Annotated in this window: 7 protein-coding genes and 1 pseudogene; 1 reads left to right on the top strand and 7 read right to left on the bottom strand. The window is 68.7% G+C overall.

What is annotated here, in order from left to right; all coding sequences use genetic code 11:
• The coding region (locus ACIGAQ_RS37085; RefSeq protein ID WP_399791057.1) for a prolipoprotein diacylglyceryl transferase family protein at nt 1-592 on the top strand (592 nt) is incomplete at its 5' end.
• A 645-nt stretch (nt 593-1,237) separates the two neighbouring features.
• On the opposite strand, the pseudogene ACIGAQ_RS37080 reads toward ACIGAQ_RS37085, so the two are convergent.
• From ACIGAQ_RS37080 to ACIGAQ_RS37050, 7 genes and pseudogenes are all read right to left on the bottom strand, one after another.
• Nucleotides 1,238-1,685 (bottom strand): annotated as a pseudogene (locus ACIGAQ_RS37080) (helicase); the annotation flags it as partial.
• 22 nt (nt 1,686-1,707) lie between these two features.
• Nucleotides 1,708-3,420: a DUF2637 domain-containing protein gene (locus ACIGAQ_RS37075; RefSeq protein ID WP_399791054.1), complete on the bottom strand. Its 1,713-nt coding sequence runs from the start codon at nt 3,418-3,420 to the stop codon at nt 1,708-1,710.
• Nucleotides 3,417-5,966, bottom strand: a complete 2,550-nt coding sequence (locus ACIGAQ_RS37070) for a hypothetical protein (RefSeq protein ID WP_399791051.1) — start codon at nt 5,964-5,966, stop codon at nt 3,417-3,419. The genes ACIGAQ_RS37075 and ACIGAQ_RS37070 overlap by 4 nt, the downstream gene beginning before the upstream one ends.
• Before the next feature lie 10 nt (nt 5,967-5,976).
• Complete coding sequence (locus ACIGAQ_RS37065) at nt 5,977-6,369, bottom strand: hypothetical protein (RefSeq protein ID WP_311688155.1); 393 nt, start codon at nt 6,367-6,369, stop codon at nt 5,977-5,979.
• Between the two features lie 1,176 nt (nt 6,370-7,545).
• Nucleotides 7,546-10,170 carry an ATP/GTP-binding protein gene (locus tag ACIGAQ_RS37060; RefSeq protein ID WP_399791047.1) on the bottom strand — a complete coding sequence of 875 codons (2,625 nt, stop codon included), beginning with the start codon at nt 10,168-10,170 and terminating at the stop codon, nt 7,546-7,548.
• Nucleotides 10,146-10,595 carry a hypothetical protein gene (locus tag ACIGAQ_RS37055; RefSeq protein ID WP_399791045.1) on the bottom strand — a complete coding sequence of 150 codons (450 nt, stop codon included), beginning with the start codon at nt 10,593-10,595 and terminating at the stop codon, nt 10,146-10,148. Before ACIGAQ_RS37055 ends, ACIGAQ_RS37060 begins: the two co-directional genes overlap by 25 nt.
• Before the next feature lie 188 nt (nt 10,596-10,783).
• Nucleotides 10,784-11,890 (bottom strand): NlpC/P60 family protein, encoded by a 1,107-nt coding sequence (locus ACIGAQ_RS37050; RefSeq protein WP_399791042.1) that lies wholly within the window; start codon nt 11,888-11,890, stop codon nt 10,784-10,786.
• Between the last annotated feature and the right edge of the window lie 4 nt (nt 11,891-11,894).

Raw genomic sequence — 11,894 nt, 5'->3', positions numbered from 1 at the left:
CTTCGTGGTCTTTTACTACCCACTGTATCCGCTCCTGCTCGTCATCAAGAAGTCGGTTACTGGAATCGAGGCACGCAGCGCACTCATAGACAGTATTTTCTTGCTTCCCTGCCATTTGCTCTTGAGCCACGCTCTGGGCCAACCGCTGGACCGTGATGCTGACTTCTTGGGCCTCGCGCTGCCCCTGATGATCGGTACAGTCAGGATCGGCTGTCTTCTCGGCGGATGCTGCTATGGACGATTTTCTCGATGGGGGGTCCTCTACCAGCGCGACCTCTTGGTGCCCCGCCGCACCGGCTGGCGAACGTACACTCCAGGGCCTCATCCCGGTCACCGAGTCTTCCCCTGCCAGTTGCTCGACGCAGCCTTCAATCTCGTGGCTTTTGCGGCACTTTCGGCCATAACCCTAGCGGGACCTGCGAGTGCTCCACCTAGCCTCATCCTCTACATCGTGGCGTACAGTGCCTACCGCCTGGTCACCGACCCGCTGCGGGGCCACCGCCATCAACGACAGCACAGATCGTTGTCTACAACCCAGTGGGTCGCCGTGGTTGCGCTGCTACTCATTCCGTACTGGGCCTTGGTGTGCTGAAGCGTGCCGCCCTTCTCCGGCGCGTCACTGGGCAGTCGACAGGCAGACCTCCGTCTCGCTCAGCGCGAGATTGGTAACCCGCCGCCCTACCGGCGCTTTCTCGCCGGCACAGAGCCGTTTGCACGTGTACCGGCAGGCAGCACTCTAGGCAAGCGGAAAGCTGACCCAGAACCGGTAGGCCCGCTCGTCGAAGAGTGTGTGGTGAAGCCTCATTCTCGCGCGCCGTAGAGCTCGTTCGGGTGGTGGCCGGGGATCATCGTCGCCATGAAGGCAGCTCCAGGCAGGTGGGGTCAGCGTGGGAATGCTCTCTGGCAAGGAGCTCGAAAGCACCGTCGGCCGCCCAGAGGGCGAGGTGCGAACTGCCGCGCCCCGAGACGAGCCAACACACTGACGTCCTCGTGTGGGCGAGCAGACACTGTCTAAAGGGCGGTACACCCGCTGGCGGACGGGTTCTGCTGGTGGCGGCGTACTACCGCACGAACCTCGCCATGCAGCAGTTCGTCTCGCTGTTCGTTCGGGACTCTTCGGCGACGGTCTGCCGGATCATCCAGCGCCTGTGACCATCACTCGCGCTGGATCCGGCGCCCCGCCCGGTCGCAGGTGTCGAGTGCCTGTGGATCATGGTCGGCACCCCTAGGCGAACTACCGCAGGGTCTCGCGCCGCTCGGAGACGAGATGGTTGCCGCACAGCCACGCCGACCACACCCGCTCCGGCGGGACGTGGCGGCCGGCCGCGAGTTCGTAGAACTCCGCGTCGATGAACGACTTCGGCAGCTTGTTGGCGGCGGCCAGGTCCTCATCCGTGGCGTCGCTGACGTACAGCTCGGCAGCGGTCTGCGGCAGCTTGTCCGCGAACGCGGCGACTTCTTCGACCCGCTGGTGGAACGTCATCACCGTCTTGAGGTTCCACCGGGCGGAGTGCTCCAGGAGTGCGGTCTGCAGCAGCGCCAGGCGCCGGCCGCGCTGCGCCTCCTCCGATTCACCGAGGACGGGGGAGGGGTCGCGGATCTCCAGCACGTCGAATCTCGAACCCCGCCAAGATTCCGCGCTCGATGCTCTCCGAGAGCCCGAGCTCGAAGATCCATTCGCCGTACGATTGATGACCGCGCTGTCGACTACGGCCTTTCTGAACTGACCGAACGTTCAGTTGTGTCGGCGTCATGTGTGGGGTGCTGGTGTTGGAGCTTGTGCCAGCGCCGTTCAAAGGTGTTGATGTTTGTGGCGATGTGGCGGGTGGTGATAGGCGCATTGTATTGGGCGGTTATTCCGAGGGTGGTGCATTCCCGAGCTATGTCCTCGGGGGAGGGCTGTGGGGTGTGGACCCGATGTTCTGCCCAGACGTTGTAGATACGGTAGGAGAGGAAATAGCGGCGCAGGGTGGCCGGGCTGATCGGATTCCCGTCCCGTCCGTGTACGCCATGGGCTGCGAGGTAGGCAGAGAGCTGCTGACCGGTGGGTTCTCTGCCGTGCTCTTTTCTATATGTGATCCAGGCAAGGTAGTAGCGGTCGACTTTGCTGAGGCCCGTTCGGTGTCCGACGGCAGTGTGTGGCTGTGCGGATGGGCCCTCGACTGGGTGGTGAGGTGTGTTGCCCGACGGTTTAGAAGTTGCCCCTCGGCGCGCTGACTGGAATCGATCAAAGAGCTGCGTGTGGGGCGCGTGATAGCTGTTCTTGCCGGGCGGCGAATATTCCTGAGACGTGAGTTTGATTGGTTTGCGGGCACTGCCTTGTCTGCCTTGTCCTGCGTTTTTGTGGGCATTATTTGATCGGGCGGAAGGAGACGCAGTGACTTTAGGGGGCGTTTTGGCGAATTTGTCGTCGTCGCCTTCCTGTGCCGATGCGTGCGCCTCATGTGGTTCCTGCGCGGGTTCGGCCGTGAGAGGCATGAAGGGCGGCTGGGTTGTGTTCAGTGCTGCGGTCACGGCTTCAGTCGCCGCCGTCGTGATATGCGGGGGGTTTCCTGGAGACGGTGGTTTGTTGGTGGTGGGGGATATGGGCTGCCGTGGGGCCTTCGTGCCCAGGTTTGCTGCCGCCGATTCAGAGGGTGCTGTGCGCTGTATAGGGACGCCATAGCGGGCCAGTTTCAGCGGTATGAGGGTTTCTATGGGTGCTCTGTGTCGCCAGCGACGTCCATAGCGAGTCCGGAGTCGTGCTTGATAGATGAGGCGTTGTTGTTCGAGGTGGATTGCTTGGTGGTAGGTGCGGATTTCCCACAGTTTCATGCGTCGCCAGAGCCGGAAGGTGGGGAGGGGTGCCAGGAGCCAGCGGGTGTGGCGGATGGGTTCGAGGTGGGTGTTGTGGGTGATGTTGGCGATGCGGCCGATGGCGTGTCGGGCGGCTTCGACGGTGACGATGAACAGCAGGGGGGTGACGGCGTGCATGGCGACGGCGAGTGGGTCGGGCCAGGCTGCTGCGGCGTTGAAGGCGATCGTTGCGCTGGTGAGGAGCCAGGCGGTGTGGCGTAGGAGGGGGAAGGGGATGTGGGTCCAGGTGAGGAGGAGGTCGAGGGCGAGGGTGACGCAGATGCCGGCGTCGATGCCGATGGGGAAGAGGTAGGAGAAGGTTCCGAAGCCTTTGTCGAGGGCGAGTTCTTTGACGGCGGTGTAGGAGCCGGCGAAGCCGATCCCGGCGATCAGGACGGAACCGGTGATGACGGCGGTGACGAGGCGGCGCTGTACACGGTTGAGATGCGGGGGGCTTGGTGTTGCGGCAGTCCTCTTGCCTGCACGAGCGTGCTGGGGGTGGGGTGTTGCTTCCGGCGCGGCGGGTGGGTTGCTGTGGTCGGCGCTCGCGCCGTGGGGCGTCGGCGTGGTGGGTGGGGGCCTCATGAGGTGGGGCTGTGGGGTCGAGTGGTGTGGAGCAGTTCGGTGATGAGTTGCTCGGTTTGTGGTTGCAGTGGTGCGTTGAGGGTGTGGGTGAGGTGCTGTAGGCGGGAGATGACGGTGTGCAGCCCGGAGCGGTTCTCGGCGGCTGCTTCCAGGCGGAGCCAGTCGCGGTAGAGCAGTTCTGCGGTGTCGTCGATGTCGAGGGCGCAGGCGATGGCCCGGCGGGCTTTGGACAGGTCGTGGTGAGGGCCGTGGGCGGTGCGGTGAACGGCGATGGTGTGGGCGACGTCGACGATCCGGGTGGTCATTTCCTGGGCGAGGGGCTCGGCCCAGGGCAAGGGCCGGCCGCCGAAGGGTTTGCCGCGCACGAGGGTGAGGGCCTGCTCGAGGTCCTGCAGGTCGGTGGGCGCGTGATGCAGGGGGTGTTCGGTGAGGCTGTGGAAGCGGGTCCAGTCGCAGTGGATGGTGGGGGAGAGGCGGTAGGGGGTGTCGCCTGCGCTGCGGCGGGGCACGTAGGGGCGGCCTTGTGGGTCGTCGCCCAGGGCGCGGCGTAGACCGTGAAGGCGTGCGTTGAGGGTGGCGGGGGTCCAGGGGGTGGTGGGGTCCATGTGGGTGCACAGTTCGTCCGCGGTACGGCCGGGTTTGAAGTAGAGCAGTGCGGCGAGTTGCGCGATCCGCGGACCGTGACCGCTTGGGCGGACGCCGGTGACTTCCACCGGCCCCAGGACGCGAATCTCCGGGTCCTGCCCGGGTGCGGTTTCAGTTGTTGTGGTGTTGCTCGTGCCGGTCATGGCCTCCTCCTGCGGCGCCAGATCCACTGCGCGGCGGGGCTTCGTGCTGGTGAGCGGCGTGAGGAAGCCGGCTCTGTCGGCAGCGTTTGCAGCGCCGGAAGCCGACGTTCCGGGTGTCGGGGGGTTGGCGCCGTTTGCGCGCAAGACGGGGAAGGCTGCGTCGGCTCCGTTCGTCTTGTGGTTGGTGTCCGCTGGTGCCGGACGGTCGGCGGGGTTGGTGGTTGCGGTGTCTGGCTGGGGCGGGCCAGGTTCCGCGATCGGGTTCGCGCTGTCGTCCGCCCCGGGGGGTCGATGCTGCTCCGTTGGGTCTGCCGTGTCGACGGCCGTTAGCGCGGTGATGGCCTGCAGGTAGTCGCTTCGGGTGAGGCGCTGCAGTGTCACGCTGGTGGCGAGGCGGTCCAGGTGCTGAGGTTCGTGGTGTGAGGCGTTGAGCACGATGGCCTGCGGGAAGTGCCTGGATGCGCCGTCGGCCGGGGCGACGAGCGTCAGGGGTAGGGGAGCGGCTTTCTGGGCCAGTTCTGCGGTGCGGGCGGCGAGTTCGTCGTGCAGGGGGTGGGTGCTGAGCAGCAGGTGTGGGCGCAGTTCGGGATGGGGGAGCTGGGCGGCTTCGAGCAGCCGTTCGCTCATCTCCTGCTCGGCGTCGGCTGCTTGGGGCAGGTAGGTGGCGCGCGGGCCGGGTGATGGGTGGGGCAGGTCCTGACCGAAGCCGGTGGTGATGATGTCGAGGGCGTTGTTCCACGGGCTGGTGATGAGTTCGAGGGTCAACGCGGTGAGGACTTCCTCGACGTCGGTGGGGTTTCCTTCGAGGAGTACGGCCTGCGGGTAGGCGAGGTTGAGCAGGAGAAGTGCCTCGTGGTCGCCGCGGGTGGTGGTGCCGATGGTGGCGAGAGCGGGGTAGGGGGCGGGCGGGCTGTGGGTGGTGTGTTCTTCCATCAGGTCGGCGTCGTTGGGCAGGTGCCACCAGCCGTCGTCCCCGTGGGTGAAGGGCGGCGCGGGTGCGAGTGCTTCGTCGTCGGGCAGCACGGCCATGCTGTCGGCGGTGATGCGTGCGGCGCGCAGTGTCGGCAGATCCTGTCCTGCCTCGCCCGCGTGGTGGGCCAGGGTGCGCAGGGCCCTGTCCAGTCGTGCAGTGCCGTGCGGTGGGGTGGCCGATGGCTGTGCTGCGGACGTGGTCACCGGCGCGTGGGAGCTGGACTGATCTTTGTGACCGCGCCGCCGGGTGCGCAGGGCGAACCTGGCGAGGGCCAAGGCGGCGAGGAGGGCGAGGAGGCCGAGTGCGGTGTGAAGGAGCGGCCGATGCTGCAGTTGTGCTGCCGGTGCTGGCGTGGCTTGGTCGTCCGGGACGGGGGTGGCGGTTGGCCGAGGGGAGTCGTGCGTGCCGGTGGGTGAGGGGGCAGCGGGGGCGGTGCTCCTGCGGCCGGGTTCGCGGGGGTGGGCTGGGTGCTGGGTGGGGAAGGGCCGCGGCTGGGGTGGAGGGCTGGCGGTGCCGTTCGTGACGATGTGGGTGAGGCCGAGCTTGTACTGATCCAGGGTGAGGATTTTCGGCTTGGCCAGTTGCCTGTATTCGGGCAGTTGCAGATCGGGGTCGTGCGCGTCGATGGTCGTCCGCGGTGCGGGCGGGGGTGAGGAGGGGGCAGTGGCAGGGCCGCTGTGCTCGGCGTGGGCTGTGGACGGGGTGCCGGTGGTGACCGCGATGAGGACGGTTGACAGGACGGCGAGGCGTTGCGCCGTGCTTTGGCCGTGGGGTTTGGGCGTCATGGGCATGCACTCACCGGGAGAGGGGCAGGGGGGCGGTGTCGAACTGCGGGAGTTGGAGGGTGACCTGCCGGGTGCGGGCGGGTGGGGCGGGGAACTGCATGAAGACGGGCAGGCGTTCGCCGGCTTTGACAACGGTCAGGGCGGTGGTGGTCAAGGGGCGGCCTTCGGTGTCGCGCAGCACGTAGTAGCGCTTGCCGCCGGCGAAGTCGATGAGGGTGGCTCCACCGAGTGAGGGGCCGTGTTTGACGATGTCGGGCTCATCGCCTGAGAGATGGGCCGGCACGACTTGGGTCTTGGTGCCGGTGTTGGTGAGTGTGCCGCGCACCGTGACAAACCCGCCGGTGTCGCGCAGGGCGGAGCTGATGGCCAGCGTGAGGCGGCGCGGGCCGTGAAGGGTGGCCAAGGGCTGGGGAGGAGCCTGGGAGGAAGAGGAGGTGCTGGCTGTAGGCCGGTGCTGGGCGGCACCGGCCGGGTGAGGGCCTGGTGCATCGGAGCAGGAGGTGAGACCGGCCAGCAGTCCGGAAACCAGGAGCGGCGCGAAGAGGCGGCGGATGCGAGCCGTGTCGGCGCGCCCGGCGGGGCGGTTCGGTCCGCGGCCCGGAGCGGAACTGCTACGCCGCCGGGTGAGTGCCTGCGTCCTGTGTGCCCAGGTGCCCGAGAGCCCGAGGCCGGGGAGCCGGCCGATTCGGTACGTGGAGGGAGGAGTGGTGCGCCGGTGGGGTGTTCTGGCAGGCGGGTGGGGCTGCCGGTGCAGGGCGGACGGTAAGGCGGCTGGAGGCCGGTGGCCGGGTATGTAGGTCATCATGTCCCCCGTGGGCGGGGCCAGACGGTGATGGTGTCGCCGTCGAGGGTCACGTGCCGGCCGGGGAAGTGGCGGCGAACGAGGTCTAAGTCGTCGGGGTCGAAGTCGTCACCGTGGGAGTGGAAGACGAACGCGGTGTCCATATGAGTGATGGAGCGGGTACGGGTGGGCCGGCAGTCCTGCGGCGGGGCTTGGGGCGTGTGTACGGCTGTGCGGGGCATGGCCGTGCCTTCCTGTCGGTGGCCTGTGACGTGAGGAATGTTGCGGTGCGCGTGGGTCGTTGCCACAGCAATCTATTGTTCACCTGTGCAAATCTCAAGGGCGTATGGAGCTGGCACTCCGGCGTGTCGCTTCTGGGCGGATGATTCCGGCCACGCCCTGTGGTCGCTGCTGGATGACGTTGGTGTGGGGGTCGGCGTCCTCTCGCTCCGGCAGCTCTGAGACCCTGTGAACAGCCGGGTTGCAAGGCGCGTCGGAGAGGGCGGCTGCGGCGGTCGGTGGTGCGCCGGAACGGCGATCGGTCGCCTGCCGCGAGAGCTCTATCTTCGCCAGCCATGTGCAATGTAAGTGTTCCCTTGTGCACACGCCATGGGGCGTGGAGTCTGCGGGGCGGATGAGGGTTGTCCAACGTAGGGGACCCGCGGGATTGTGCAGGCTGGTGCGCGGGTCGTGCCGGCGGCCGGGGAAGGCCGGGACGGACGGCCCCACCTCGGCGCGGGGACGCCAGGTGCTCGGCGGGGAGGTGTACTGCCGGGAAGCGGGGATGGCTGGGGAAGGTCATTGGTATCCCTGCGTGTCCTTGTTCAGGCCTGGCCGTGTGGTGGCTGCGTGCTGGGTGAGGAAGGCGGTGAGGCGGCCGTGTTGGGCGGTGGCTGCAGCAAGCAATTCGTCGAGTGGGCTTGCGCCGGCGTTGGCCAGGGCCGCGCGTTGCAGGGTGGTGACGTTGCCGGGCTGTGCGTGGTGGGCGAAGACGTCGTCCAGGTGTGGGCCGGTGATGCGGACGGGTCCGATGCGGCGGCCGTGGATGGTGAGCGACATGTAGTGCTCGTAGCGGTTGAGTGCGGCGACTTCGTCGGCGCTGGGCTGGTCTGCCCATTCGGCGGTGATCGCGGTGATAGCGGTTTTTGATCCTGCTGTGGAGGCGAGGGTGGAGGCGTTCTGGGTCAGCGACATGCGTACCGGGGCGGGCAGGCGGCCCAGGAGCTGGGTCATGCCGTGCACGGTGACCTGGTATTTGCGGAAGTCCTCGAACATGGATGCGATGGTTTCCGGGGCTGCGCCGGTCAGGGTGATGAGTTCGTCGAAGTACAGGCGGAACGGGCGGCGTTGGTCGGCGGGTGTGTCGCGGCGTGAGCGGACGGCGCGCAGGAGGTCGCGTGCGATGAGCGCGGTCAGCAGTCGGTCGGTGGGGCCGTTGCCGGCCGGGCACACCCACACGATCATGCCGTTGTCCATGGCGGCGCGGCTGTTGTAGACGCCGAGGCTCTGGCCGAGGAAGGCGCGGGTGGTGGGGTTGGCGGCCAGGCGGGCGAGCGGGTTGAGGATGACGGCGAAGGCGTCCGGGGTGAAGGTGGGGAAGACGGTCCGCCACCAGGAGCGGGTCTCCTCGTCGAGCTGGTGGGCGGTGGCGGCCAGTGCCGCGTGGCGAAAGCCCGCATCGGACAGCAGGGGCCGGACGTGGAAGATCGTGGCCTGGTCCTTGGGGCGTCCGGCCCGGCAGGCGGCCTGGTTGGCGGCGACGAGCACGGTCAGGCAGGAGGTGAGGATGGTCAGCGCCCGGGGAGCGGTGGCGTCGTCCCAGCCGAGGATGGAGGCGAACGCGTCGGTGATTGCCTCGACCACATCGTGCGCGGCCGCGCCGTGGTGCATGGCGATGGGATTCCATGAACTCATGAGCGACGCCGGACCGGCCGCGTTCAGATCGATCAGTGCGATGCGGCGCATGAGGTGGTTGTGGGCGAGGAACGGGGCGGCGCGGGGCCAGGAGTCGCGGTGCGGGTCGAGGAACAGCAGCCCTCCGCCGGCGTGGGCGTATCCGATGGCCTGGGCCAGGGCGCGTTCGGTTTTGCCGCCGCCGGCTTTGCCCACCGCGCACTCGAACAGCGTCTCGGCGGTGTAGGTGGCGACCAGTCGCCGGCGTCCGTCGGGTGCGCGGTAGATGCCCTGGAGCAGCAGCTCGGGGTTGGCGTATTCGAAAGACGGTAGATCGCCGGCGAGCAGCGGCAGACGGCAGTGCACGGTGGGCGGCTTGAGCAGCCCGGTCAGCTCCGGCAACTGCACCCAGTTGGGTCGGGGCGGCCGGCACAGGCCGAGTTGCCAGCGGCGCTCGAAGCTGCGCCGGGTGGGCCACTGGTCGGCGCCCAGCCGCCAGGGGCCCAGGCGCCAGCCGCGCATGGCCCACCTGGAGCGGCCGCCGAACACATCGAACGCGGCCTGCAGTTGGGCCAGGCGCGCTTCGGCGCGGCCTTCGACGTTTGAGGCGCACAGCACCAGCAGCTGCACCCGCACGAGGTGGTCGTCGTCGGCGAGTTTGCCCAGCGCCTCCTCTGCCTCCACGCGCCGCGGCGCGGGAGGCATCACCAGCCGCCGCCTGGGTGAGCCGTCCTTGCCGGTGATCAGCCCTTTCAGGGTCCAGGCGAGGGAGTCGTCCATGCCGGTGGCGTCCTGGCGCATCCAGCGTGCCGCGCGTTGCGCTTCCCGGTGTTCCTGGCGGCGTGCGGCCTGCAGGAGCTGCACCCGGCGGGCGCGCAAAGCCCATTTGGGGGCGCGCTGGATGTTGAGGCGGACCTCGGCCAGGTCGCCCAGTTCGGCGCGCAGGTCGGACACGGCATCGACCAGGGGCTGCAGCGGATCTGGATCGAGGGGAACCTCGCGCAGAGGCGCGGTGGGTTTGCCGCGCAGGAGGAACTCTGCCCGCACCACGTGCCGGCGTGGCGGGTCTGCGATGGGCCGGGCGCGGTGGACGGTGACGTGGGGGCCGAAGGGGGTGATGGACAGCAGCCGTTCGCCGCCCGCGGGGCCTTCGATGCGATAGCGCAAGGCTTGGGAGCCGTCGGCGCGCAGCCGGATCTGCACACTCTTTGCCCGGCGGGGCGCCCACCAGGGCATGGCCGTGGAGGCGCGGGCGAGTGGGACCCCGCGGCGGAAGATTTCCTCCAGGCCGGGGTCGAAGTGCGGGCTGGGGATGAGTTCCAGGGCCATCCGCTGGGTTACAGCACGCTCAGCGAGGTGGCGCAGCACCATCTCGGCCGCCCCGAACAACAGGGCGATGGCGCCGGCAGGCAGATACCAGTGATCCCACAGCCAGTCGACGGCTTGGACCAGCCCGGAGATCAGGGTGAGGACCGGTCCGAGCTGGTGGTCGGCGGCCGGGTGCGTCAGGTGCGAGGCCGCGGGGCCCATGTCGGCTGTCCCTTCTTCATGGTGCGGGTGAAGTGCAGGTCGCTGATGCGGCCGTCGGTGTGCGTGCCGCCGCGGTCGGTGCCGGCCCACACCAGGTGCACTACCGCCCGGTGCGCGGCGCCGTCGCGGCGGGCGATGACCGCTTGGACGCGGAAGCGGGCAGTGGCGAACGGCGGCGCGATCGCCCGATCCGGCGCGCCGAAGACGGCAGGCCACTGGCTGCGGCCGATGCCGGTGGCGTCGGCGCGCAGCAGTTCACGGCCCGCCGCGCGCAGCTGCGTCTCGTCCTTGGGCGGCAGATCGGCGGGCCAGGCGGCCTCCAGGGCCTGCTGGATGGCCCGGTCGCCGGCTGCTCCGTCGCCGTGTGGGGGCAGCGCAGAGACTTCTCCCCGCCCGGGCGCAGCGGGCGTGGTTGTCTTCGACACGTGAGGGCTGGGGAGCGTGGTCTGCAGGCTGGCGGGCGGTGACGAGCGGCTGAGCGTTCGGTTGTCGGCCGGCGGTTTCACCGGTGCTGTCCCGGGCGTGCCCGGTTGCATGAGCAGGACCACACCGGCCAGGGCCAAGGCCAAGGACGCCGTGAGGAGCCAGGAGGGCGCACGGGAGGTAGGGGTGCTCATAGCAGTCGGGCTCCTCCCGCGTAGCCGGACATGGCGCTGACCGGGTCCTGCCGTACGACGGCGCCCGGGCGGGGAGCGTTGATCATCTGGCCGTTTCCGAGGTAGATGCCGACGTGGTAGATCGTCGAGTCCCGCCCGGGGGCGTAGGCGTAGAACACCAGGTCCCCGGGCCTGAGTGCGCTGGTGCCGAGGTGGGCGGGAATGCGCCGGCCCATACCGGCTTGGGCGGCGGCCACGCGCGGCAGCCGGATACCGGCCTTGGCGAAGGCGTACGTCGTCAGCCCCGAGCAGTCGAAACCCTTGATGGTGGCCCCGCTCTTGCCGCTCGGGGAGCAGCAGATCCCGAACGTGGTGCCGCTGGCGTTGCCGCCGCCCCACGAGTACGGGACGCCGCGCTGGGACAGGGCTGCCTCGATGACGGTGCGGACGTGGCCGGTAACGTTGTTCAGGGCCGGGGCCTTGGCGGCTGCCGTGTATTGCTCGATGAAGCCCAGCACGTTCGCGACGTATGCGTCGGAGTGGTTGTACTGGAAGATCGCCGCCCGCAACTGGGTCCGTTTGGTCAGGTCGCGGCCGTTGCCGCATAGGTAGATGGCGGCGCCGAGGGCGGCATCGTCGCCGTTGTGCGGATCGGCGACCTTGTCGCCGTTCGCGTCTTCGCCGACGCCTTGCCAGGTGGAGGGCAGGAACTGAAAAGGCCCCACGGCGCGCTCGCCGTGTGCGGTGCCGTCGAAGCGGCCGCCGTCGGTGTCGGGGAAGACGGTGGTGTTGCCGCCGGCTCCGGAGCCGTTGAGGAGGACTCCGTAGATCTTGGGGCGGATGTCGGCGTTGGGGGCGATGGTGCGGCCCGTGGCGTGGTTGGATTCGACCTTGGCGATGCCGGCGAGGATCGGCCAGCGCATGCCCCGGCACGCCGGCACGTGCCGGCCGACCTGCTGGACGGCCTTCTTGTAGGCGGTCAGCATCCGGGACGGGATGTCCGCGGCGCTGCCGCCCTCACCGTTCACGTCCTGGCCCTGGGCGCCCGTCGTCACCGCCAGGTAGGCGTTGATCGAGGCCGCTATCGGTGCGGCGCAGCAGACGGCGGCGAACAGCAGCAGCACCCCG

Source organism: Streptomyces sp. NPDC085932 (genome assembly GCF_044540525.1).
Lineage (GTDB): Bacteria > Actinomycetota > Actinomycetes > Streptomycetales > Streptomycetaceae > Streptomyces > Streptomyces levis.
Note: the sequence above shows the minus strand (reverse complement) of the source record. Positions and strands in the feature narration are given on the sequence as shown.

Coding starts and splice junctions, on each gene's coding strand:
- ACIGAQ_RS37060 (WP_399791047.1), bottom strand. CDS start 10,170: ATGGGCCCCGCGGCCTCGCACCTGACGCACCCGGCCGCCGACCACCAG.
- ACIGAQ_RS37070 (WP_399791051.1), bottom strand. CDS start 5,966: ATGACGCCCAAACCCCACGGCCAAAGCACGGCGCAACGCCTCGCCGTC.
- ACIGAQ_RS37075 (WP_399791054.1), bottom strand. CDS start 3,420: ATGAGGCCCCCACCCACCACGCCGACGCCCCACGGCGCGAGCGCCGAC.